The sequence below is a fragment of the Sphingobacterium suaedae genome (assembly GCF_042684625.1).
Taxonomy (GTDB): Bacteria; Bacteroidota; Bacteroidia; order Sphingobacteriales; family Sphingobacteriaceae; genus Sphingobacterium; species Sphingobacterium suaedae.
Genome location: NZ_JBHULR010000004.1, coordinates 61,430 through 86,546 on the forward strand (window position 1 = coordinate 61,430; position 25,117 = coordinate 86,546).

The window sequence follows — 25,117 nt, forward strand, 5'->3', positions numbered from 1 at the left end:
AAAAAAAGGAGGGCCCACACTTACGTAGGCTCTCCTTTTATTAAACAACTAAAAATCTGGCATATTCCTGAGTTAAGGATAAGTCGTTGCGACCTTGTTCACCTTCCATCCCTCCGCGGTATTATTTAACGTGATATAATCGATCCGTGTAAACGTATTAAATTTCATTGTCACTTTAGCCATGCAGGCTTTTCCGGTCTGATCAAGGATCTCGTAACTGGTCGTGCAATCATACCTAATACCTTTATGTGCCTTCAAAAAGTCGGTATATTGCAATTTGTTAAAACGGTCGCCATTCGCGCTATTGGTATACTCGAAATCTGTCGTAAAAAGGAAATTGTTGAAATCAATACTTCCGAACGTCGTGGCAGCGAGGTATGTCTCTATAATTTTGTTGGATGCTACGTATTTCAATGGATTCGTTTTTTCTGCCGCAAAAGAGCTGAATGAAGTAATCATGATTAATGCTGTAGCGATGCTTGTCAATGTCTTTTTCATGTCGTTAAGCTGTTATTATGTAAATCTTTTATTGCGTATTTGATGGTTCAAAGGTAGGCGAGATCCCCAGATCACGAAATACGGATTAGATCAGCCGCTTGTTTTTCTCGGCAAATATGGGGGAGAAATCGGTGAAAAAGGAAAAGCGATGTGCGTCGAGCGCTAGAAAAACAGGGTATAACAGCAATTATAAGAGGGATCTTGACTTTGTCTTTTTGAATCGTACAGGGCGGGTGGCAGAAGTTTCTTGCAGTAGAAAATCAAATACGTCCTTTAGTACGAAGCGCGGAATGTTCGGCATACATTGCACCGTGATATTAGTAAAGTAAGCCCCCTTAACATCTTCTAATATAAACGCTGGACGCCAGTCGGCCTGCTCAAACTCTAAACGAATATTGTTCATATAAACACGTTTCGCGTGACGAATAAAGAATCCATACGCAGGTATGTCACCAAATTCCTGAGGATCGGGATACGCGGTTTCTAGTTCAGGAACAATGGTTCTTGCCTGCTTCGCCGTACCTCCTCCTTTAATTCGTATCCAGATATTGGAGAACTGAATGTCTTCCACCTCGTGCCCCGGAATTCCCATCAACATGGATCCGTAGGTGGGATTGCTAGCGGTAATAATGACATTATCCACCAAAATTCGGCGGAATGTTCCAATGCTGATATCCTTAGGGCCTCGCATCCTACTTCCTAAACGGAAAAAGAAAGGAGCATTTAAAATATCGTGCATGACTATGTTGGACACCGTAATATTCTCGAGGATAGCACCATCCACTGTTTCCAGCGCTAGCCCGCGACAATGCTCGAATGTACAATTGCTGATCGTAATATGCCGGAAAGCCCCATTAGACTCTGTCCCGAATTTAATGCGTCCCGTTACGACACCTTTATCAGGAGCAGTTTTCTGTGTGGTTTGAAAGGTGCCGTCTAAGAAAGACCCCTCGTCGTATCCATATACTGAGCAGTTCTGTATCGTGACATGTTCTGTAGGCAGCGGGCGTCCCAACGCGTAAGACGATTTAAGGACGAGTGCGTCATCATTTGGCGAATTCAGGAGACAATCAGAAATACGGACGTGACGGCACCCATCTATATCGATGGCGTCACGGTTTGTATCTATTTTCAGATTGCTGATGGTTATATTGTCTACACCAGTTGCCAAGATTCCGAAATGTCCTCCTTGAAGAATAGAAAAATCACGTAAAATCACATTTCTGCATGCTTTCAGGGCAATCGACTTATTCCCTAGTCCCGCCGTGCGGTCTCCCCATTTTTGTAGTCCTTTGCCATATATCAGCCCCGGACCAATAATAGAAATATCCGTTAAGTTTTCGCCCCAGATTAGACTGTTCCGAAAGTGACTATGTCCAAAATCTTGATACTGTAGTTCACCCCAAGGATTGGGTTCTGGATCATCGTATTGTCCGTCATGCTCGTCCATATGCGCAGCAACGATGGTAGCACCCGCATCGATTTGCAATGTAATATAACTTTTTAACCGGATTGAAAAGCAAAGATATCGTCCCGCCGGGATCAAAACCGTTCCGCCGCCAGCCTGATTAGCAGCTTCAATAGCCCGATTGATTGCATGGTGGTCTACATGCTTGCCGTCTCCTTTCGCACCATAATTGCGGACGTCGTATGCTATGGCATTGGACGTAGAACGTTGCGCAAATGAAGAAAAAGATGAAAGGAAATACAACAGGAAGAATATCCGGATGAAGATGAAATTTTTTGGTAGAACAGGCGTAGTGACCATGGTGGTAGGTTTACAAAATGTGTTGAGCAATAATAACTCTAATAAATGATACTAGCAACCTGTGCTGTCCTACTGGAGTTATGAAGCCATTAAGAAGAGACCGGCGGATAAAAATAAATCTTATGATCTATACATAATATAGAGTTAATAAATGCCTCCTATTTTTAGTTCCATGATGATCCTCACCTTTGTGCTGATAGGAATCGGAGGTATTATAGCCTCGATTTATATGGAATCCGGTCAGAAGGCTGGCCTATTCATGTTGTTGTTGGGAGGAATGTTTGCATTCATCTATTCAAGCATTTATTATCCCGGATATACGGCATTAGGGACCCTATTCATCTTGGGCAGTATCCGGTTTCGAAATTCGAACAAATAACCCACATGTTTACACATCATGACAGTGCAGAACAGTTGTATAAGTTGCCATGATTATATTTATGGTGCGAAGAAGCTTATAAACCATCATTAGCAATTGATTGTATACACAAGGCGAAGAACGTGGGAGGCATTTATGCCACCAGCTACACGTTAAACGGCTGATATTCCTCGGGGTCGCGGTCGTATGCATGTGCTCTAGGCATCGCGCAAACCTTCTGGATGACGGCGAAACGTTGGCGTTGGTGGGAATAGAAAAAGGATAAAACAAGAAAATCATAATATGAAACTTAGAAGATGGTGTTTCGGTTTGCTGATACACGTATTATTAGGCGTCACGGTTAATGCGCAAAGTAAAAGACAATTGGTCGTTAAAAAGATACATGAGGGGCCGGTCATTTCTCACACACATCCAGATGTTATAGCAAGCGCAAACAAAGGAGGGTTCGAAACGGGGCAGGTGGTAAAGATAAAAGATACCTACCACATGTTTATCAACGAGATGTTTGAGCGGCCACATCGGGATATGCGCATTGCCCACTGGACAAGTACAGATGCGGTGGATTGGCAACGGCAGTCCACAATCGTGGAGAGTATACCGGGACGTAGCTCCACCAATCCGCGCTCGGAGATTTGGGTAACGGGCGTGGAGTTTAACACAGAAGAAAATGCATGGAATATTTTTTATGTTGCCTATCGCGCCGGCGACAAAGACAAAGGAGAGATCGCAGAGTATGACTACGCTGGACGTATCTGGCGGGCAAAATCCGTCGTACCGGGCGAAGATGGTATTGCTGGACCATATGCCGATATGGATATTGTGTTACAACCCGATGCGAACAGCCAGTCCTGGGAAGGACAGCAGGCCGTCGCAGCATTCAACCCTTACCGTGTTGGTGACCAATGGTATGCGTTTTACGATGGACACAATCATTTGCCTCAAGGCGATTGGCCCCTTGGAATGGCTACTGCGCCCACATTAAATGGACCGTGGACACGAATGCCCGAAGGGCATAATCCCGTGCCGATATCTCCCGTCTTTAATGAAAATGTACAAGTTACCGAATTGAAAGCGGGCGGATATCTCGCCATTTTTGATTCCTTTGGCGACCAAGAGATCGGTTATAGCCTTTCTGCAGACGGGGTGCATTGGGATAGAGAAACCCGACTGAAAGTACAATCTGTAAACAATCTATGGGCTGAAGCCGGAGACCATTCCATGCGAACTCCTTTGGGAGCGGTAGAAGAAACCGATGGGACCTTTACGGTCGTATATACAGCGCGCTACACGAAAGATGGCAAAACATTCTACGGTCTAGGCCAAGTCGAGCTAGCGTGGGAGTAAGGGCTTAGGGCATGATACCGCATAATTGTTTTATACTAGTATTTTAGGAACAGGACATAATTCCGTGTTTTGTAAACCCGATACCGACGAATGGTATATCGTTTACCATCGTTTCAGGAGGCTAAATGCCGTATCGTTGAGCTGGGCTGCAGGGTATCATCGAACGGTATGCATGGGAGATTGGTATTCAAGAAGACGGTATCCTAAAAAAAGTTGTGCCCACTTTGTGATACTTTCGGCCATCGCAACAAAAAATTGTTTGCGCTTCGTTTGGAGTAAAACGGGCATGATGGACTTTGGTGTCCATTGCACACAAATACTTTCAATAAAATAATCCTATCTATAGTATGGAAAAGAGAACCTATCACCTTGTCTTTTTGCTTTTATTCGCCTTCATAAGCAGTAAAATATATGGACAAGAAACAAAAAAAAAGCCTGCTCATGTGCTCATTACGGCCGGACAATCGAATACTGATGGTCGGGTAAGCAACACGTTGTTGCCCGCGTATATCAAGCCCTGGGCAAGTGACTCCTTATATGTCAAGGGGAATTATCCTTTTTGTAAGATATCGCAGAATGATGGAAGCGGTACATTTGTGCCGTTTTGGCCAAAGGGAAGTATAACGGAAGGGCGTTGGACATATGATGCGATCGTTTATTATCACTTTGCCCAAGCACTTCAAGAGGACTTCTATGTCGTTAAGTGGGCAGTGGGTGGAACGTCAATAGGAATGCCGAGCGATTCCGCAAAAGGCAGATATTGGTATGCGAATCCCACATGGTTATCCCAAACTTCTGCCGTGGAAAAAGGAGGTAAGTCCTTGTTATTATCATTTACCGATGCTATTGATGCCGCGATTGAGCAAACGCTCTCTCAACTGGAGCAGGGGTACCAAATCGACGCTTTCTTATGGCATCAAGGAGAAAGCGATGATCGCTTCGCATCCAATTATTATGAAAATCTGAAACAGGTGGTCGCCTATGTACGACAACATCTCACGGCTGTAACTGGAAAAGATTATTCGACACTACCTTTTATATTTGGTTCCATTCCAAAAGCGAATAGGCACTATCAGCCATTGGTTGAAGCAGGCATGCAACGTATTGCGGAAGAAGATCCGAATGCCTATTTGATCAATATGGGACATATGGAACTGCAAAAGGATCGGACGCACTTTAATGAAAAAGCCGCAGAATACCTCGGACAGCAAATGTTCAAAGTACTGAACCAGCAGATAAAATTGACACCTACTGAGTTCCGGATCGCAGACTATCAAGGAGATAAACGATGCGCGATTAGTTATACATTCGATGATGGTTTGCAGGAACACTATACGCTTGTCAATCCGCGGTTGAATGCGTTAGGATTTCGAGGAACATTCTGGATTAACGGGAGTAAAATAAATCCTTCAGCGGATCATGTCGTGGATACGACGCGGACGACGTGGCAAAATCTGCGAGAAATGGCCCGGGCTGGACATGAGATCTCTAATCACGGCTGGGCACACCGTAATTTCGGAAGATTTTCATTGGAAGAGATCAAGCAGGATGTTTCTCAGAACGACAGCGTACTATATGCTGAGATTGGCATGCAGCCACTCACGTTCTGCTATCCAAACAATACAAAAACCCCAGAGGGATTTGCCTTCGTAAATGAAAACCGAGTTGGCACTAGGCTTCTTCAACGGTCTCTAGGCGGCAAATCCACGTCAGAGAGCCTTGCGCAATGGGTGGCCGATCTGATGGAGAGTCGTGGCTGGGGAGTCGGAATGACACACGGGATCACCTACGGTTACGACAAATTTAGCAATCCAGCGATTTTTTGGAAGCACTTACAACAAGTGAAAGCGCAGGAAGACAAGATTTGGATAGGTACTTTTAGGGAGGTAGTTGCCTACATCAAAGAACGGAAATACACGACCTACGATGTGGAGATTACGCAAGATGGAATGATTGTAACACCCCACTTAACCCTGGACAAAACTCTTTTTACAGAAAAATTAACGGGAGTTATTGATCGTTCTGGCGTAAAAAAAGTGAAGATCCAGCAAGGCGAAAAAATCTTGAAACCACAGCTATTACCAGATAAAGTCCTATTCGATTTTGATCCATATGGGGGGCGCATCGTCATGCAGATAGAAGCGAGATAGTGGTGTAAAATAAAGACGTTATGGAAAATGAGCCATTGATCACCTCGCGATAGACGGCTAAATAAACCAGCTCTTTGAAACCCTAATAAGGCATTAATACGCATTCGAATCCTTCCTGAGTTAACTGCTGCTCGATCTCTTGGGAAGAGAAAATCGTCTCTATCCGAAGAACATGATCCTCGTCCTCCAAATCGAATGTCCAGCTACCTAAACTGTTCAACAGCTTCGTCAAACAAGCGACATCGAGACGCGTAAAGACCGATGTTTTGAAAATCAATATGTGTGGTTTGGTTTTCACGGGATTAATGCTTAGTTACCGCAGTTGATAGCTTACTGTTTCCTTCAGGTGCTATGGAAAGTCCCGATAGATTCACTTTGCCATTTTTTAAAAATTCATATGACATCCGATCCGCGGTACAGTCAACGAATGTCAAACCCTTCAGGCTGTTGTTCTTAAAAAATGTTTGATGAATATTGATTTTCTGAAAAACAATGCGTTTGAATCCGCAATGTTCGAAAATACAATGTTCTAGATCGGTTTCGAAAACGACATCAGTCAGTTGTGTAGCTAAGAATGATGTGTGCAACCAAATGGCATTCGCGGCTATATTTCTTGAAAAACCTCCCGATTTAAACGTGACATGGCTAAGATTTGCTCCGCTAAAATCACATCTGCTGATCTCGCTTCCCGTAACGGTAGCGTTGTTTAAAACTGAATCGCGGAAAGATGATTTAGCCAACGAAGAATGCTCGATTTGGGCGTGACACAAGTTGGCGCCGGAAAAATCGCAATGCTCCACGTTATTGCCTTTAAGTAGGAGCCCCGATAGAACAGATGCCTGAAATTCACAATTTCTAAAATTGGACGAACTCAGTTTTTTCTCCAGATTATTTAATCCGGAGAAGTCTGCATCGGACCAATTTCCTCCAGACATGTCCCACTGTCTTTTTTTTGGAAGTGTAGGCACAACAGCGGAGACGGGAGACAATCCGATCGCATCATCGGCTGCAAAATTTTCGGAAAAATAGTTGAGATCCACGTGTAAGATATCCGCTAAGCGATTGAATGTGATCATGTCGGGCATGGATTCTCCACGTTCCCATTTACCAACCGCTTGAGCACTGATAAACAACTGCTCTGCCAATTGCGCTTGAGAGAGGTTCTTATTTTTTCGGGCAGCGACTATGCGACTGCCAATAATTTTGGTCGTTAACATACGTTGTTTTATTATAATTCTGTCTTAGCAAAAGTATGGGGTTGGGGCGAGTAGTACGAATAAACCACTCAACTTTTCGTTGTATGTTGGCTCCTTTTCGTTGTTTTCTTGTGAATACATGTTGTATAGGTTGGGTTTCTTTGAAAAAAAACTTTTTTAACGGCTAGTCAGCGACGGTACAATGAGACGAAATGACAAAATTTTGAGTAAATACGGTCATTTTTCTCGATACAGAATAAACATCTTTGTTAGGTGTTAGCCGCTAATAAGAACCGACGAATAAATAAATCAACTATGTATAAAAAAATATTAATCGTTTTATTGATGCTATCCTTCCAGTTGGTAGTTGCGCAAAAGAAAATATTAAACAACTTTCCGAAAGGCGCTACGCCAGAAGAAGTTGGCCAGTTGATCGCATACCGTTTCGTGAAAGCGAAACATGCGTTGCATGCGGGCAAGTGGATTAGTTATCCCGAAACGTTTTATTGGAATGGTGCTTTACAGTTTGCCGAATTAACGAAGGACAATACGCTTCTTAGACTGTTACAAGATAAATTCGAGCCTTTGTTTACGACGGAAAAGGCGTTGCTGCCAATAAAAAATCATGTTGATCTGAACATGTTTGGTAGCCTGCCGTTAAACCTATACCGGATAACCAGGGAACAACGGTACCTCGATTTGGGGCTGCCTTACGCTGATACACAATGGGAGGTGCCTGAAAAGGCCAATGATAAGGAAATAGAATGGGCCGCAAAAGGATATTCCTGGCAAACTCGATTGTGGATCGATGATATGTATATGATTACGATCGTACAGACCCAGGCCTATAGAGTGACGGGTAATCAGATCTATCTCGATCGAGCAGCAAAGGAGATGGTACTATATTTAGATGAGCTTCAAAAAACAAATGGCTTGTTTTATCATGCTCCCGATGTCCCTTATTATTGGGGGCGAGGCGATGGATGGATGGCGGCAGGTATGACAGAACTTCTACGTCACCTGCCTAAGGAACACGCTGATCGCCCACGTATTATGCACGGCTATCTTACGATGATGAAGAGCCTTAAGCGCTACCAAAGGCCAAGTGGTATGTGGAATCAGCTGATTGACGAAGCAGATTGCTGGGCAGAGACTTCTGCTTCGGCCATGTTTACGTATGCGTTCATAACGGGCGTAAAACAAGGATGGCTGGATGCCAACGAATTTGCACCGGCAGCACGTAAGGCCTGGCTAGCGTTGGTTGGCTATGTCAATGAGAAAGGAGCGGTGTCGGAGGTATGTGTTGGAACGAATAAGAAAAATGACAAACAGTATTATTACGATCGCCCCAGGCATGTAGGTGATTATCATGGGCAGGCGCCTTACTTGTGGTGCGTAGTCGCTTTGCTACAGAACTAATGGAATACCGGTAGCCAAACATAACGTGCTTAGCCATGTCTACATAAAGGAAAACGTTTTTATACCTTAACCATTAAACGTACGACTGTTTAATGGGATGTTTTTGAGGCTTTGAAGGCTATATAAAAAGAATCTTCTTCGTATATTTAAAGCAGCTTGTATTGATATGCGGTCTTTCTTTTCGTAAATTAGGCTGTTTGTTTTGCTAATCAATACCTAGACACGCAACACTAAATATTAAAATGATGTTCAAACAATTCTTTTGGCTTGTCTTATTGGCATGCTTGTCCATTCAGTCGTATGCCGATGTTACGTTACCTCGAGTTTTCAGTTCGCATATGGTTTTTCAGCAGCAAAAACCTATCCTGATCTGGGGCAAAGCCTCTCCTAACGAAACCGTGACTATTCGATTAAAAAATAGCGAACGCCGTGTCGTTGCGAAACAAGATGGTACATGGCAGGTAAAGTTTCCTGCGCAACAGGCAAGTTTTGAGTCATTCGACGTTATTATCTCTGGCGGTAACACTATCCGGTTATCCGATGTGTTGGTTGGAGAGGTCTGGTTGTGTTCCGGTCAGTCGAATATGGAATATACGATGCAGCTTCGCAAAGGATATAAGGCGCCTGCAAAAGGTAAAGATCGTACATTGGAAGAGTTAGCAAAACCGGAAAACAGGAATATTCGCCTCTTGCTTGTGGGTCGTAAGAAAGGGCATGCTCCAGATGTGGAGACTATCGGATGGCAACGGTGCAACAGCGAATCGCTGGCATCATTTTCCGCGGCGGGATATTTTTTTGGGAAGGAATTGCTCGAAACACTCCGGGTGCCGATCGGATTGATCAGCTCGTCTTGGGGTGGCAGCCGGATAGAGCCATGGACACCCGCGTCAGCCTACGAAAAATCAGCAGATATTCAAACGGTAAAAAAAGGGAGCAACACACTGGTGGATAACGCTGTAGCGGGAGAGATGTTTGAGGGGATGATCCGTCCGTTAGCTCCATTCGCTCTTCGTGGTTTTTTATGGTATCAGGGCGAAAGTAATGTCATGTTTGAGGATGCCCTTTACGGAAGGAAGCAAAAAGTATTGATAGATGCTTGGCGGAAACTATGGAAAGACCAGCAACTCTCGTTTCACTATGTACAAATTGCACCTTATTCCTATAGCCGGAGAAAAGACAAAATGCAGCATACCACGGAAACATTGCCTTGGTTTTGGGAAATACAAACGAAAGCGATGGATCCTAAAAGGTCGGGTATGGTCGTCATAACAGATTTGGTAGATGATTTGTCAGACATCCATCCATCGTATAAATGGGAGGTGGGTAGACGACTCGCTCTATGGGCTCTGGCAAAAGATTATGCGCAAAACAATATCGTTTTCTCGGGGCCGCTTTATAAAAGAAATCATATCCAAGAAGGACGTATCGCGTTGGAGTTTGATCACATAGGAAGCGGTTTGATTTGCCAAGGAGAGCAACTAACTTGGTTTGAGATTGCTGGAGCCGACAAATCATTCGTTCCTGCCGAAGCAAGAATTGAAGGGAATAAAGTGATCGTCTCCTCCACTGCCGTGCCTCGTCCGCTGTATGTGCGTTTCGCCTGGAGTGAGCAGGCGCGGCCTAATTTCTTTAATCACGAGGGGCTGCCGGCAGTCCCATTCCGGACATATAAATAGAACATCTAATCGGAGGTAGGTAAACGAGTGCCGCTGCTCATACAGCTGCACTCGTTTGTTGGGCAACAGTGTTTTTTTTAGAATTTGTAAGTTATGCTACCTGCGACATGGATTAGTTTTTGCGGATTGGCGGTTGTATAACCGATCCAATAGTGTTCATTGGTCAGGTTATCCGCTTTTATTCCGATCCTGAATTTTTTGAAATCATAAAATGCATTGGCATTCATAACAAAGTACGCTGGGAGTTCAAATACTGCCGCCGATGTATTGAAAATACGATTAGCACTGGCGTAGTTTCCGCCTAGCCCAAAACCAAGCCCTTTCGCTTTTCCGTCAACAAATTGATAGCTGGCGTAAAAGTTAGCCAACCATGGCGACGACGCGGTGTTTGGCCGCCTGTTCAAAACCGTTGCATCGGTAGTTTCTGTAAACTTGGAGTCATTGTAGCTCAATCCGGCAATTACCGAGAACCCTTTTACCAAATAGGCATTAACCTCCAGTTCTACCCCTCTGCTCGTCAATTTTCCGGCTTGATCCTGTATGGCAATATTACCCGTCGTATAACCAATGGTTTGTAGCGTGTTCTTTACATGAATGTCATAGTAATTTACGGTGGCATTGATACGTCCATCTAATAGATTGGCTTTAAATCCGCCTTCCCATTGATTGGCCAATTCTGGGTCGGAAAGTGCCGTATTGCCCGTATTGTCCGATACATAGTAGCCATTGCTTTTGAAGCTGTTTTGGAAATTTCCAAATACCGACACCCTATCTTTAACGAGCTCATAGACCACGCCGAACTTTGGTGACCACGCCGATTGCTCATAGGCCGGCGTTTCACTAGCGCCTTGTTTCCCGCCTTTGAAATCGTTTTTTTCATATCGGATCGATGCCATCACATTTAATGCATCTGTCAGATTTAGCACATCAGATGCATAGAAACTGTACGTGTTCCGTTTATTGATTAGTGGCCATGTCGATGCCTCAAACGTGCCATTTTCACGTAAGGAATTGTAATATGCGGTTACATAGTCTGCATTAAATGTGCGAAGGTCAGCACTGCCTGTGAACGGAACGAAATCAATAACACCTGAATAGAAAAGTTGGTCATTTTTGGTTCGCATATAATCTCCACCCACCACGAGTCTGTTGCGTAATGCGCCTATACGAAAGTCAAAGTTGAAGTTCTGTTGTACCTGAAAGATCCGCTGCGTGCTGTTTCCAGTTGATTGATCTCCTCGATGTAAACCTGGCGTCGTATCGTCTGGATCTGCACCGTAGGATTGTGTCGAGACATAGAAATATGGATTAAATCCGTCGGAATAGCTATACGCATTATTGATTGCCGTAGTCGATTTAATATATTTATTGACGGCATATGTTACCTGTCCGAAAAGATTTCTGCTTCGTCCGGTGTTTTGTAAGTCAGAACCAATGTAAGAATTTTTGTATTGTAACCCCGCTTTTTCAATATCGTGCATGTCGCGATAGCCAAGCAGGGAGGGGGAGGCAAGAAAGAAGAGGTTTTGCTCAGCCGACGTTTTATTGTCAAACATTTCGTACTCGAAGTTGACCTGCACTTTATCGTTTACTTTCCAAAGCAAGCTCGGTGCTAACGCGAAATAGGTGCTTTTTGCGTCTGTATCTTGAAAATTACCTTCTCCTGAATACGCCGTGTTTAATCGGAACAGCAAACGCCTGTCTTTGGTTACCGGCGTATTGACATCCGCCTGCGCCCGGTAGAAGTTGTAACTGCCTCCACTGATGGATATGCTCCCACCGAACTCCTCCAGCGGCTTTTTCGTAACTCGATTAATAACGCCACCATAAGACGTCATGTTACTTCCATACAAAGCTGCTGATGGTCCTTTTAAAACTTCGATCTTTTCAATATTCACAGCGTCGATCGTACCACTCACCGGAGCGACTAGCCCATCGCGTAACGAATTGTTCGAAATGAACCCACGTAGGTTAACATAAGCGCCCCCATCTCCCGAACGATTCGTAGCATTCCACATTTTCTGAAGTCCTGCCACATTTCTATAAGCATCATCGACGGTAAACACAAGCTGGTTCTCTAGCGCTGTTTTGTCAACCGAGGAATAAACCTGCGAATTCTCGATGGCCCGCAAGGGCATTTTGTTGGTAAATTCTGAATCCTTCTTAATATACGTTTCGATAATGACGGCTTCGATATTCTTTCTGGTCTGGGTTGTATCTGCCTCCTGTGCAAAAGAAAGCGTGGCAGATAAGAGAGCAAAGCCACAAACAGATGGTGTTTTCATTGTTATTGTTATTTAGACTTGTTTTAAATTACTGCAAATATAGAAGAAATCTCTATAGAACAAATAGTTTTTTCAGAAGATGTACCCGAATGTTTTATTCCTATTTAGTATGGTAGGATCGCATCGACTAATACAGATAAAATAAAAGCTGAACGTGAATGGTTCACCGGATGATCAATAGCACGAAGTAAGAACACTACCAAAACATAACCTTCGTCAATCAGGCTTTTGTTGTCTTACGCTTGCTAATTTCGACGCGTATAGTGCAAAGACTACTGTTTATCTGAATGGGAAAAGATGCTTATCGAATCGGGTCAACAGGCCCCATGATAACGCCTGTTGCAAAAAGTATCCTCATAAACAGCATCATGTTGACGGTAGACAGCAATAGGTTAGCGTGATTGCATAGCACCTGATCGACATTGCACTCATGAATTGTCATAAAACATGACTGCAATACGAATGTGCGTAAGCTGTTTATCGATCAACTGCATTGCCGTTCAACATGATCTGTTGTTCCCCAACATACGTTGTTCCGCGCGAACATACGTGAGCTGTTTGTCGCATGGCACGTATATATTGTCAACAAACGTATGTGCAATACCGACGTCCATACGTGCAATACCTTCAAGTATAGACGGCTCATGATAAACAGTATGCTGCAACTGAGGCTGTCTGACGCACCATCATGCAATCGGTATAGCCTTTGGAAGTTTTGATATACAGGAATAGCGACCTGATTTTACGTTGCTGGTATTTACATTATAGCAGTCTCTTTTCGGTTATAAGGAACCAATAAGCGAGCGTTTAGCATGATCGCACAAACGGCGTGAACAAGCTTCGACATGACACAACGCATGATACTGCATGACGCTCAAGTGAAAGAATTTGTGTTTCTTTGTTAGGAGACCATGGCCCAGTCAACCAGTAAAAGAGGCATCATGCGGATGTCGAAGATCAGCTTGGAGCATGAAAATGGCTAGACACGTGGACGAAAAAAATAAACCCAATAGCGCTTATGAAAACCATATTATTCTTTATTACATTGTTTATGTTTTCTTTCACGTCGTTGTTGGCAGACGTTACTTTTCGTGCGAAAGAGGGGATGACGGTAGCTATTGCTGCCAATGCGGCTCCCGTGGTACAGACGGCTTTAGCTATATTTAAAAGCGATTTCGAACAGGTTTTCGGTGCCACGATAATCGTACAAGAACAAGCTGTCATACACATAGGCACTTTAGAGGACCCCAGAGAGTGGATCAACACGTTAGATCCCCAATCTTTGGAAAAGTTGCGCACTCGAGCCGAGGGATTTTTGATAGAGGTCCACGGTGATAAGATGTACATATTAGGAAGCGATAAGCGTGGAACGGCATACGGTATTTTGGAGCTTTCCCGACTCATGGGCGTATCGCCTTGGGAATGGTGGGCAGACGCAACTATAGCACCGAAGACGTCACTTAAATTACCAAACGGATATCGTATACAGAAGCATCCATCGGTGAAGCACCGAGGCATTTTTATAAACGACGAAGATTGGGGTTTGATGCCGTGGAGCAGTACCACTTACGAACCATCAAACAGAAAGGGCCAGATCGGTCCCAAAACCTATTCGCGTGTGTTCGAACTGTTGCTGCGCTTGCGGGCAAACACCTTGTGGCCAGCAATGCATGAGGTGTCCATTCCGTTTTATTTTACGCCGGGCAACAAGGAAGCCGCAGATCGATACGGTATTTTATTAGGAACGTCGCACTGTGAACCACTTATGCGCAACAGCGCGAACGAATGGGATGTGGCAGGAAAAGGTGCTTACAACTATGTGACGAATAAAGAAGAGATTTTAACGTATTGGGCGGAAAGATTAGAGGAGTTAAAAGGATCAGACAATATTTTTACGATTGGCCTTCGGGGCAAGCATGACGGGATGATGCAAGGCGTAAAAACATTAGCCGAACATAAAGCGGTACTCTCTCAAGTGTTGCCAGATCAACGAGCACTTTTAGAAAAGCATATTCACCCCGACGTGACTAAAATCCCACAGGTTTTTATTCCCTATAAAGAGGTGTTGGATGTGTACCACGACGGATTGGCGGTGCCGGACGATGTGACATTGGTTTGGTGCGATGACAATTATGGATATATCAAACATTTTCCGAACGAAAAGGAAAGAAATCGGAAAGGTGGAAACGGAATTTATTATCATGTTTCTTATTGGGGACGTCCGCACGATTATTTGTGGTTAGCTACAAATCATCCGGCGCAACTATATACCCAAATGAAATTGGCATATGATAAAGGGGCTCGAGACATTTGGATTTTGAATGTGGGAGACATTAAGCCTGCGGAATATTTAATCGAATTGTTCCTCGATATGGCCTGGGATATCGATGGGATAGAAAATAACGAGAACGGCTTGAACGCCCATTTGCAGACATGGCTGACGCGGGAGTTTGGAAAGAAGCAAGCCCGTATGTTGCTTCCCATACTACAGGAATACTATCGGTTAGCATACATTCGCAAACCTGAATTTATGGGAAATACGCGAACCGAAGAACAGGATCCCATGTACAAACAAATAAAAGATCTGCCCTGGAGTGAGGAGCGCATTCGCCAACGTATCCAAGCGTATGAGCGGTTGACAAAAAGAGTGGATGAGCTTACACCGGAAATACCCGTGTCAAAACAAGACGCTTGGTTTCAATTGATTGAATATCCAGTGAAAGGCGCGGCGGAAATGAATAAGAAACAACTTTACGGACAATTGGCTCGACATGAAATGGTGCCGTGGGAATTAAGCGATCAAGCGTACGAAAATATTCTTGCGCTAACAAATCGATACAATACCTTGGCAAATGGCAAATGGAACCGCATGATGAACGACAAACCGAGGAACTTAGAGGTTTTTCAGAAGGTGCCGCGTAGTAAGGCTTCTGCGCCTCTGCATACCGATCGGAACACATTAACGGTTTTAAACGGAAAAGACTATAAACGGTTTATGGGAGCAAAGCCTATATCCTATGGCTTGGGCTATGATCGAGGTGCGGTATCCATTCCTAAAGGATCGTCCCTGCTATTTGAGGTTCCTGCTTCAGCATCAGATAGTATCCTTATTGAGTTGGCGTTGGCGCCTAATCATGAAGTCGATGGATCAACGCTCCGTTACGGAATCTCCGTTAATGATTCGCCCGAACAGGCGATCGATTTTCGGACTGAAGGGCGAAGTGAAGAATGGAAAATGAATGTATTGCGTAACCAAGCTATTCGTCAGACTGGTCATCGTATACATCCTGAGACGACAACCAATATTCGCATAACGGCATTAGATGAGGGCGTGGTGCTTGATCAAATTCATGTTTTTTCCGTAGAATAGTAACCGTTGCTGTTCAAACCGCAGGGATCGGTTCGGTCGGGACGGCCTAAAAAAACAGCCTCTCATACGAGAGGCTGAACCTTGACTAACCTATATGAAAAAAAACTCCTTGCATCTTTATTGTGCATAATTACTGCAACAGCTTTGCCGGAAAGGCATGTATAAACTTGTTATGTTGGATAAATGGATCTCGCCTCACACGGTTTATTAGCACGTTGGTGCACGATACAATAATACATGTTCAGCCGGTTTTCCGCAACCTGCGCTGTCCTGTTTGATCGAGGATACCCGAATGTTACGAGGAGGTTAAGTTGTTGTTGATACTCGGGAAGTAATGCCTTTTCGTTGCTCATTTGACAAAATGTGCACAAATCGGTTGAAAGCTGAAGAAGTTGTTTTAAACAAACAGCCTCCCCGAAGGAAGGCTGTTGTCGCACTAAATTTATGTGAAATGAAAGGCGTATGATACCATAAAGGGCAAGCTTTACAGCATCATCATGATAAGGTTTTTAAATAATGGATCAACGTAGAAACTCCAGTATTCAAACACATATCCGGTTGTTTCTACAATAATAGGTACTTTATTAGAAGTTGGCAACCCGATCTGTCCTGCTCCACCAGTATGGTCATGATTTCGCATACGCGCTTGGCGGGTATCCAAACTTCGATTTAAAGCTCTTTCGAAAATACTCAGGGTCACTAAAGCCAACCATATAGGCGACCTCGCTAATTTGAAATTTTTTATCCTGTAACAACTGTTGAGCTCGTTTTAGGCGAACTTCTTTGATCAGATCTGCCATACTATACCCAGTTAATGCCTTCATCTTTCGATAGAGCTGTGCACGACTCAGCCCCACCGACAGACAGACTTTGTCGATCTTTAGGTCGGGATCGGCAATATGACCTTCCACATAGACGAGAATTTTTTGCAGTAAAAGTTCATCTGGCGATTGAACGTCGATAGTAGATGGTTCGATCGATACTTTGTGTCGATATTTCTCCTGCATACGAAAATGTGCGAGTAATTGATTGCGGACTTTGAGTGCGAGAATAGGCAGGTGAAAAGGTTTGACCATATAGTCATCAGCACCGGTTTCGAGTCCTTCTATTTCGTACTCTACCCAAGTGCGTGCTGTTAATAAAATAACGGGAATGTGGCGTAACAGAATGTCTAGTTTTATTTGTCTCGTGAAGGAGATCCCATCGATTCTTGGCATCATCACATCGCTGATGATTAAATCCGGCACATGCTTCCTGGCGAGTTGAAGTCCGATTTCTCCGTTGGCCGCTTCCAAAATATCGTAGTCGGTCGAAAAATAGTTTGCCAGATAGTGACGCATCTCCGCATTGTCTTCCACGAAGAGCAATGTACACCGCTTCGGTAACGACTGTTTGTCAACAGAAGTGGTCACGTTTTCATGCTGCACGTCGTATGTTGCACGCCCCTGTTGCGGCATAGACCACTCTTCACGAGCTGAATCGATCGGTGGTTGCGTCCTTTCTAACGGCAGGATCATACGAAACAACGTTAAATGCAGGCTCGTTGCGTGTGATCTACTTTGAACGAGCAATGCGCCTCTATGCATCTCGACCAGCGATTTGCTATACGTTAAACCAAGTCCAGTGCCTCCAGACACTGTTGTTTGTCCCTGTAAGAATGGTTTAAATATTCGTTCCAAGTCGTCTGTTGGAATGCTTGAACCATTGTCGATCACGTCTAGAATAAGTTGTTCCGATCGTAGGGTGATCCGTATTTTGATTATTCCTCCGCTTCCCGTGAATTTAAGTGCGTTGGACAATAAATTATACAGGACTTTTTCAATCTTATCGGCATCGATATCGACGAATAGAGAGGATAGAGGAAGATCCGTTTTCAGTCGAATATTTTTCTGCTTAGCCTCTTGTGCGAAGGATGCAATAACCTTTTTTATTAGAAGAATGATATCTGTATATTCAAGATGCAGTGTTTCGTGTCCTGTCTCGAACCGACGAATATCCAACAATTGGTTAACCGTGCGCAACAACCTATTCCCGTTGTTCTCCATGGTTTGAAGTTGCTCCTGTATTCGGCCATCTGTTTGACTCCAGCCCTTTAACTGTTGGATGGGAGAAAGAATAAGTGAAAGCGGTGTCTTGATCTCATGCGAGATATTGGTGAAAAATTGAAGTTTGCTCTCATGCAGCTCACGTTCTTTTTCATGCAACAATGCTTCATAGGCGAGCTTAGATTTCAATCGGGTATACCGACGTATATAATAATAAAAGGCGTATAACAAAATGAGAAAAATACAGGCATACAATAGATAAGCCCACTTACTAGCCCAGATGGCGGGAGCCACTGCGATAGGCAATGCGGTTGGCGTTGTTGTCCAGATGCCATCACTGTTGGAAGCTTTTACTTTGAAGATATAGTCTCCAGGGGTAAGATTTGAGTAACTGGCCACGCGCTTGGTGGCATCGGTATAAATCCAATCTTTGTCGAAGCCTTCGAGCATATACGCATACTTGTTCCCTGCGGGGTTAGCATAATGAAGGGCTGCAAACGTAATACTGATGCTTTTGTCTTCGTGTGTCAGATTCAGCGACTCACTGAGATAAAGTGGGCGACGTAGAACCACACGATCGTTCACCTGTTGGCCGACTTCGACGACTTCATTTAAAACGCGCAATTCTGTAAAGACAACGCGGGGAGGAGTGGGATTCGTTCGTATACTATCAGGGTTGAAATAACTAACGCCCTTATTCCCTCCAAAATATAGTCGGTTGGTTCGACGGCTGCGATAAACCGCTCCTTCCGCAAATTCATTACTCTGGAGCCCATCTTGCTTCGAAAAAGTGCGTATGCGTAGGGATCTCCGGTCGATTCGCGAAATTCCTTGCTTGTGGCTGACCCAAAGAAAACCCTTTTGATCTTCTGTGATACCCGCGATCGTACCTTTCGGCCAAAGGGCAGATTGCGGAGAAAGATGTTTGACGACACCCGTCTTCGGATCATAATGATCCAAACCATTTCCTGTTCCAATCCAGAATTCGTGATTGCTGTCTTCAAAAATGCTATAAATACGGTTGTCGCTCAACGAATGCATAGGCACACCGCCATGTTGCAAACGCATCACAAGACGCAGTTGCTGTCCTTGGTCCTCCTTAAAAATGCAGATTCCACCCCCTTCTGTTCCTGCCCAAATCTGTGATTTGCTATCTACGAAGATGCTCCAAACGTGCGGTTCAGACAGTGCGTCACTTAAATCAAAAGCATGAAAGCGTGCCTTGGCACGGTCGTACTTGAAAATACCTTTCCATGTGGCAAACCATAGGTTCATATGCTGATCTTCGGCGATTCCAAATACACCGGTGTTCTGGAGTAAGGGGTCATCCATTCGACGTATGGTTTCTGTACGTTTGTCATACCGATCCAATCCATTTTGATTTCCGATCCAGATATCGCCTCGCGAGTCGCAAAAGACCTTTTTGATATAGTTGCTCTGTATGGAGCCGATGTCTCTAGGGGCATGTTGAAACTGTTTATATTCTCCATTACGTTTGACAAGTGTTACGCCTTTACTGCGTGTACCTACCCATACATTCCCCTCTTCATCTTCACAGAGCGATCGGATAATATTTTCACTCAGAGAATTTGGACGATCGGCATAATGATACAGGTAGTGAAATGGTGTAGCATCTAGGTAACTTCGGTTAATCCCATTGCTGTAGGTACCTAACCATAGAACATGTTGCTCATCTAGAAAAATATCACTGACATAAGCGTCGTTGATCGACCAGGGGTTGGATGAGTCGACTTTATATGTTTTTTGTTGACCTGTAGGTAGGAAGGTTTCTACCAAAGTTGTGCTGAGGTTGTCCAAGTGCCATCGCGTGTGGTGGAACGTGAAGTTGACTTGCAAGCGATGATCGCGGCGATTGATCTTTCCGCGTATCTCGGGGGCACAGTTGTCCAACGAAACACGGCTGAAATCATCTGTCTCATAATTGTATCGACATAAAAACTGTTCGTTGAAGGTGGAAACCCAAATATCCCCCTGCTTATCCAGCAATACATTATGTATACGGTTGTTGATAATACTTTTTGGATTAGACGCATCATATCGGTATACACGGATATCATATCCATCATACCGACAGAGACCAGACCAGGTTCCAAGCCACATAAAACCGTATTTGTCCTTCGCGATACCATGGATAGTACTATGAGGAAGCCCATTCTCCGACGTGATATGATCAAATTTAAGTTGCAAGAACTGAGCAGGACACGGAATAGTCCATCCCAATAGCAAGAAGAGTATAAGTTGCCATAGATGATGTGTGAGTGTACGTCCTTTGGTTAGCATTTTTTGAAATAGTCGATAGCCTTAAAAGTAGCAAAAAAACTGTATAAAGCTATCACGGCCTGTCCTGTTTTTTAGGTATCTATAATATGAGCGGGGCACTTATTTAGCATGTTTGTGCAGAAATGAATCATTTTTACGGGAACAATGATTCGTTTTTACGGCACCAATACTCCGTATGCCCTTAACTTTGGAATATGTTCCCACGTCAGGCCAAATGTAAGGCGTGCCCCGGATACAAACGCTAATCGTAAACATCTTAATTAAACCTATTTTATTGCATGGAAACCTTATTCATTTCTTCGAACAGCCGCGCTTCAATAAATACCGATTTGATTAAATCGATAGAAATCAACGATTTTTCGGCTACGCCAAAATATGTGCAGCTGGCAGACGCTATTGTTGAAGCGATCAAGAATAAGATTGTAGAGGTCGGCGATCCATTACCTTCAATAAACGACCTGAGTTATCACCTTCAAATTGCGCGAGATACGGTTGAAAAAGGATATCGAAAACTTCGGATAGAAGAAATTATCGCCTCGTCTCCGGGAAAAGGATACTTTGTGGCTAAAGAACAGGTTTTCCGCTTGCGGATTGCAGTGTTCTTGAATAAATTGAGCGCTCACAAAAAAATTGTTTACGATGCCTTCGCAAGCGAACTGGGAGATCAGGCTTCTATTGACCTCTTTGTCTATAATAGCGATATCACACATTTACGGACACTTATCCAGGGTCTTCCACAACCATATGACCACTACGTTGTTTTTCCGTATTTTAAAGAAGGGCGAGATAAGGCCGCGGAGGTCCTTTCATTGATTCCGTCCGATAAGATATTGCTACTGGGGCGTGAAGTTGATGGTTTGGAGGGCAATTTCCCGGTCGTCTGCGAAAATTATGAAAAGGATATCTATGAAGCATTGGAAAGTATCAAAGAACCTCTTTCGAAATACAATGCGCTAAAACTTGTTTTTCCAGACAACAGTGATTATCCCAAAGCGATAATTAAAGGTTTTTACAAATTTTGTCAAGAGTATGCCTTTGAACACATTCTTGTTGATAATTTACGTAGAGAAGGAATAAAAAGAGGTACATGCTACATTAACCTAGCGGAGGATGATTTGGTGTACCTACTGGATAAAGTGCGTGCGAAAGGGCTAGAGGTTGGACAAGATGTAGGGGTCATTTCGTATAACGAAACTCCGTTGAAAAAATTTATTCTCAACGGGATAACCACGGTGTCTACGGATTTCAGATTAATGGGTGAATATGCGGCCGCGTGTATACTTCATGATCTGAAAAGTCATTTGGAAGTACCTTTCTACACCGTCCTTCGCGCGTCGGTGTAAAATGAAATAGGGAGCCCAAATGACGTGCTACGTCTTGTAGCAGGATAGCTCAGGTTGCCGCTTCAGCGGACAATGTTTAGTTTCGTCTAATTATAAATCCGATAGCGTATAACCAATGGTTCCACTATTACAACGAATATTAACAGTTTTGCTGATCTTAAGCACATGGGGAGCCTATACACAGGAGCGGAAAGAGATACAGTATCTTTCAGGAACTGACAATGAAAACACCGTTGATTGGGACTTTTGGGTAACGGGCGGCCGAAAAGCTGGGGCCTGGGGAAAGATTGCGGTGCCTAGTCACTGGGAACAACAGGGCTATGGCGCGTATAACTATGGACGCGATTATGTGACTTACGGAAAGAATTTTCAGTTTCACGACGAGAAAGGTTTATATCGATACAATTTCCAGATTCCCGATGCTTGGCAAGGGAAGAAAATTTCGCTCGTATTCGAAGGATCGATGACAGATACGGAGGTCAAGATTAACGGTCAATTAGCGGGAGAAAAGCACCAAGGAGCGTTTTATAGATTTAAATACGATGTGACAGATAAGGTGCGAATAGGACAGGATAACGTGTTGGAGGCAACCGTTGCCAAGATGTCCGACGATAAGACCGTCAACAATGCTGAACGCTTAGCCGATTACTGGATACTTGGTGGCATTTTTCGGCCAGTTTATTTGGAAGCTACTCCCGTTACTCATATTACAGGGACAGCGATTGATGCGAAGGCCGACGGCACGTTCAAATCCCTGGTATATCTTGAAGGGGTTCATACGCATACTTCCTTGCGGGTCGACATACAGGACACGGGGGGACGCGTCGTGGGATCTACTACCGTGAATGTACATCGTGGTGATTCGGTGGCCCGGGTGCAGGTGCAGGTAAAGAGCCCGAAACAATGGACGGCAGAGACGCCTCATTTATATCACGCGGTCTACACGTTGGAAACAAAAAAAGAAAAAGGATATCAGACCGAGGAGCGTTTTGGCTTCCGTACGGTGGAAGTACGTCCAGGAGACGGTATTTATGTCAACGGGGTTAAGGTCAAAATGAAGGGTGTGAATCGCCACGTATGGTGGCCTGAAACAGGCCGATCGGTTAATAAGCAGGTGGATTTACATGATGTAAAACTGATTAAACAAATGAACATGAATGCAGTACGGTGTTCACATTATCCGCCTGATAAATCATTCTTGGACTACTGTGACTCCCTAGGTTTATATGTATTGGACGAACTAGCCGGCTGGCAAAAAGCGTATGGAACACCCGTAGGAAAGAAGTTAGTGAAAGAGATGGTGACGCGGGATGTCAATCATCCATCTATTATTTTGTGGAGCAATGGCAATGAAGGGGGACATAATAAGGAACTAGTTGATGAATATCGTAAATACGACCTCTCGGCACGCACGGTCATACATGCTCATCACCGACCTGGAAACGCTATTAATGGGATCGATTGTAATCATTATGAGGATTACTATTCTACCCAGAAAATACTGGAAGGCCCTCATATCTATATGCCCACCGAGTTTTTACATGCACAAGATGATGGCGGTGCGGCCGCCGGTTTAGCCGATATTTGGGAACTGCATTGGAATTCGAAGCTTGGAGCCGGCGGATTTATTTGGGATTTTGCCGATGAAGGGATTGTTCGGACAGATTTTAATGGGGTAATCGACGTAAATAAAGTAAACGCGCCCGATGGTATCCTAGGACCACATCGGGAGAAAGAAGGTAGCTTCTTTGCTATTCGCGAGATCTATTCGCCGATACATATCAAGATGAAGGAACTTCCTCCCGATTTTGTTGGAAAAATAGCTGTTGAAAACCGTTTCCACCATACGAATTTGAAGGATTGTCACTTCGTGTTCAAATTGGTAAACTTCCGCAAGCCATATGATGACCAGTCGGGAATCGATACCATATGGACGGCAAATACACCATCGCCATCGATAGCGCCAACAGAGAAAGGCGTATTGGATCTTCAGCTACCCGCCACTTGGCGAAATATGGATGCCTTATGGCTGACAGCAATCGATCCACACGGGGAGGAGATTTATACATGGTCGTGGCGCGTGAAATCGAATGCGCAGATCGCGGAGGAAGTATTACCGCTGAAAACCGCGACGGAGGTCACCTTTCAAGAGGATTCGACCAACTATGTATTAGCGGCAAATGGGATCACGGTGTCGGTTGCAAAACAAACAGGATTGTTGGTAGACTTGACCAATGCGTATAGTATGAAATTGGCCTTTAACAACGGTCCTGTATTGATCGACGGGGAGTACAGCTTGACTGGTGCAAAGCCATTTGTCGACGGAAATAGGCAAGGAATTGAATTCACGTATACGGGAGACTTAAAAAGCATTCGTTGGACAATGCATCCGGATGGTTGGCTACAGTTAGACTATCACTATCAAAAAAGTGGAAGTTTTCCTTACGCAGGGGTCAGCTTTAATTACCCAGAGAATTATATTATTAGTGCCAAATGGTTGGGAAATGGTCCTTATCGTGTCTGGAAAAACAGGTTACACGGTGTAACGTTGAATACGTGGGAAAACATGTATAATGATGCAAAGGCAGGGATTGGGCCGTGGACATTTCCAGAGTTTAAAGGCTACTTTTCGGACATTAGCTGGATGCAATTTAATACAACCCAAGGAAAATTTTTAGTGGTTACAGAACAAGACAGTATGTATGTACGACTGTTTGACTTCTATGGTATCTCTGGTCCAAAAGGATATCCACAATTGCCTCAGGGTGATATTTCCTTCTTGGATGCCATCCCGCCTATTGGGACGAAATTGGCAATGGGAATCAATAGCAGAGCATCGGTAAATGGTCCGGCCGGCGAGTTGACGGTCATAGACAAATCTGTGAGCCGTACGCTTTATTTTTATTTTGGTTTACCAAAAGGGGAAAAAGAAAATACCCAGTTTGTTATGCCTAAAGTGAACATACTGACGGATTAGACCTGATCTTTTCCGCATAAAATATCCTTTAGTTTAGTTAGTTTATGTCTTGAGGATGACTGCCGCCTGGCTAGTCATCCTTTTTTTATAGTTGAGCTACCTCATGAAAAGGATTAAGTGGCGTTGGATATGTGTCAAAGTTACTTAAATAATGCACTGCAAATGCCTCGCCATGATGAATGAAGCCATGGAGCGTACCGTTATGACCAGGCATTGATAGGCATCAAAACCATTTGACCGCCACGGAGGTGTTTACAAAAACAGCAAAGTTTGGCATATTCGAAATGCTTGCCGCCGATTAATAGGAGCTAAGCGATCCTTTCTCTAAAGCCAGAGCCTGTTCTGTGTGGAAAGTGTCTTATTCTA

Annotated in this window: 14 protein-coding genes; 8 read left to right on the top strand and 6 right to left on the bottom strand. The window is 44.0% G+C overall.

What is annotated here, in order from left to right:
• Positions 1–72: 72 nt before the first annotated feature.
• Entirely contained in the window at positions 73–498 is a 426-nt protein-coding gene (locus ACFSR5_RS10020) for a nuclear transport factor 2 family protein (protein ID WP_380903290.1), read from the bottom strand.
• Between the two features lie 187 nt (positions 499–685).
• Positions 686–2,266 carry a rhamnogalacturonidase gene (locus ACFSR5_RS10025; protein WP_380903292.1) on the bottom strand — a complete coding sequence of 527 codons (1,581 nt, stop codon included), beginning with the start codon at positions 2,264–2,266 and terminating at the stop codon, positions 686–688.
• A gap of 151 nt (positions 2,267–2,417) precedes the next feature.
• Between ACFSR5_RS10025 and ACFSR5_RS10030 the strand changes: the two genes are divergently transcribed.
• From ACFSR5_RS10030 to ACFSR5_RS10040, 3 genes are all read left to right on the top strand, one after another.
• The gene (locus ACFSR5_RS10030) at positions 2,418–2,645 is read left to right on the top strand and encodes a hypothetical protein (protein ID WP_380903294.1); all 228 of its coding nucleotides are present in this window, start codon (positions 2,418–2,420) and stop codon (positions 2,643–2,645) included.
• A gap of 282 nt (positions 2,646–2,927) precedes the next feature.
• Entirely contained in the window at positions 2,928–3,989 is a 1,062-nt protein-coding gene (locus tag ACFSR5_RS10035) for a hypothetical protein (protein ID WP_380903296.1), read from the top strand.
• Positions 3,990–4,336: 347 nt separating this feature from the next.
• Entirely contained in the window at positions 4,337–6,139 is a 1,803-nt protein-coding gene (locus tag ACFSR5_RS10040) for a polysaccharide deacetylase family protein (RefSeq protein ID WP_380903298.1), read from the top strand.
• An 82-nt stretch (positions 6,140–6,221) separates the two neighbouring features.
• On the opposite strand, the gene ACFSR5_RS10045 is transcribed toward ACFSR5_RS10040, so the two are convergent.
• Complete coding sequence (locus ACFSR5_RS10045; RefSeq protein WP_380903300.1) at positions 6,222–6,437, bottom strand: hypothetical protein; 216 nt, start codon at positions 6,435–6,437, stop codon at positions 6,222–6,224.
• 4 nt (positions 6,438–6,441) lie between these two features.
• Positions 6,442–7,356, bottom strand: a complete 915-nt coding sequence (locus ACFSR5_RS10050) for a pentapeptide repeat-containing protein (protein ID WP_380903302.1) — start codon at positions 7,354–7,356, stop codon at positions 6,442–6,444.
• Positions 7,357–7,650: 294 nt separating this feature from the next.
• Here ACFSR5_RS10050 and ACFSR5_RS10055 point away from each other — a divergent pair, with 294 nt between their 5' ends.
• Both ACFSR5_RS10055 and ACFSR5_RS10060 read left to right on the top strand, forming a co-directional pair.
• Positions 7,651–8,754: a glycoside hydrolase family 88/105 protein gene (locus ACFSR5_RS10055; protein ID WP_380903305.1), complete on the top strand. Its 1,104-nt coding sequence runs from the start codon at positions 7,651–7,653 to the stop codon at positions 8,752–8,754.
• Between the two features lie 242 nt (positions 8,755–8,996).
• Positions 8,997–10,430 (top strand): sialate O-acetylesterase, encoded by a 1,434-nt coding sequence (locus ACFSR5_RS10060; protein ID WP_380903307.1) that lies wholly within the window; start codon positions 8,997–8,999, stop codon positions 10,428–10,430.
• Positions 10,431–10,507: 77 nt separating this feature from the next.
• Here ACFSR5_RS10060 and ACFSR5_RS10065 read toward each other — a convergent pair whose 3' ends face one another.
• Positions 10,508–12,715, bottom strand: a complete 2,208-nt coding sequence (locus tag ACFSR5_RS10065) for a TonB-dependent siderophore receptor (protein WP_380903309.1) — start codon at positions 12,713–12,715, stop codon at positions 10,508–10,510.
• 1,018 nt (positions 12,716–13,733) lie between these two features.
• Between ACFSR5_RS10065 and ACFSR5_RS10070 the strand changes: the two genes are divergently transcribed.
• Positions 13,734–16,085, top strand: a complete 2,352-nt coding sequence (locus ACFSR5_RS10070) for a glycosyl hydrolase 115 family protein (protein ID WP_380903311.1) — start codon at positions 13,734–13,736, stop codon at positions 16,083–16,085.
• Positions 16,086–16,711: 626 nt separating this feature from the next.
• On the opposite strand, the gene ACFSR5_RS10075 is transcribed toward ACFSR5_RS10070, so the two are convergent.
• Positions 16,712–20,431: a hybrid sensor histidine kinase/response regulator transcription factor gene (locus tag ACFSR5_RS10075; RefSeq protein ID WP_380903313.1), complete on the bottom strand. Its 3,720-nt coding sequence runs from the start codon at positions 20,429–20,431 to the stop codon at positions 16,712–16,714.
• A 278-nt stretch (positions 20,432–20,709) separates the two neighbouring features.
• Here ACFSR5_RS10075 and ACFSR5_RS10080 point away from each other — a divergent pair, with 278 nt between their 5' ends.
• Complete coding sequence (locus tag ACFSR5_RS10080; RefSeq protein WP_380903315.1) at positions 20,710–21,774, top strand: GntR family transcriptional regulator; 1,065 nt, start codon at positions 20,710–20,712, stop codon at positions 21,772–21,774.
• Between the two features lie 115 nt (positions 21,775–21,889).
• A complete protein-coding gene (locus tag ACFSR5_RS10085) occupies positions 21,890–24,751 on the top strand; it encodes a glycoside hydrolase family 2 protein (protein ID WP_380903317.1) in 2,862 nt (953 codons plus the stop codon).
• Positions 24,752–25,117: the final 366 nt, after the last annotated feature.

Excerpts from the sequence above, each read along its gene's own strand:
- ACFSR5_RS10055 (WP_380903305.1), top strand. The coding sequence starts at position 7,651 with ATGTATAAAAAAATATTAATCGTTTTATTGATGCTATCCTTCCAGTTG.
- ACFSR5_RS10050 (WP_380903302.1), bottom strand. The coding sequence starts at position 7,356 with ATGTTAACGACCAAAATTATTGGCAGTCGCATAGTCGCTGCCCGAAAA.
- ACFSR5_RS10060 (WP_380903307.1), top strand. The coding sequence starts at position 8,997 with ATGATGTTCAAACAATTCTTTTGGCTTGTCTTATTGGCATGCTTGTCC.
- ACFSR5_RS10080 (WP_380903315.1), top strand. The coding sequence starts at position 20,710 with ATGGAAACCTTATTCATTTCTTCGAACAGCCGCGCTTCAATAAATACC.
- ACFSR5_RS10085 (WP_380903317.1), top strand. The coding sequence starts at position 21,890 with ATGGTTCCACTATTACAACGAATATTAACAGTTTTGCTGATCTTAAGC.
- ACFSR5_RS10025 (WP_380903292.1), bottom strand. The coding sequence starts at position 2,266 with ATGGTCACTACGCCTGTTCTACCAAAAAATTTCATCTTCATCCGGATA.
- ACFSR5_RS10075 (WP_380903313.1), bottom strand. The coding sequence starts at position 20,431 with ATGCTAACCAAAGGACGTACACTCACACATCATCTATGGCAACTTATA.
- ACFSR5_RS10070 (WP_380903311.1), top strand. The coding sequence starts at position 13,734 with ATGAAAACCATATTATTCTTTATTACATTGTTTATGTTTTCTTTCACG.
- ACFSR5_RS10020 (WP_380903290.1), bottom strand. The coding sequence starts at position 498 with ATGAAAAAGACATTGACAAGCATCGCTACAGCATTAATCATGATTACT.
- ACFSR5_RS10030 (WP_380903294.1), top strand. The coding sequence starts at position 2,418 with ATGCCTCCTATTTTTAGTTCCATGATGATCCTCACCTTTGTGCTGATA.
- ACFSR5_RS10040 (WP_380903298.1), top strand. The coding sequence starts at position 4,337 with ATGGAAAAGAGAACCTATCACCTTGTCTTTTTGCTTTTATTCGCCTTC.
- ACFSR5_RS10065 (WP_380903309.1), bottom strand. The coding sequence starts at position 12,715 with ATGAAAACACCATCTGTTTGTGGCTTTGCTCTCTTATCTGCCACGCTT.
- ACFSR5_RS10035 (WP_380903296.1), top strand. The coding sequence starts at position 2,928 with ATGAAACTTAGAAGATGGTGTTTCGGTTTGCTGATACACGTATTATTA.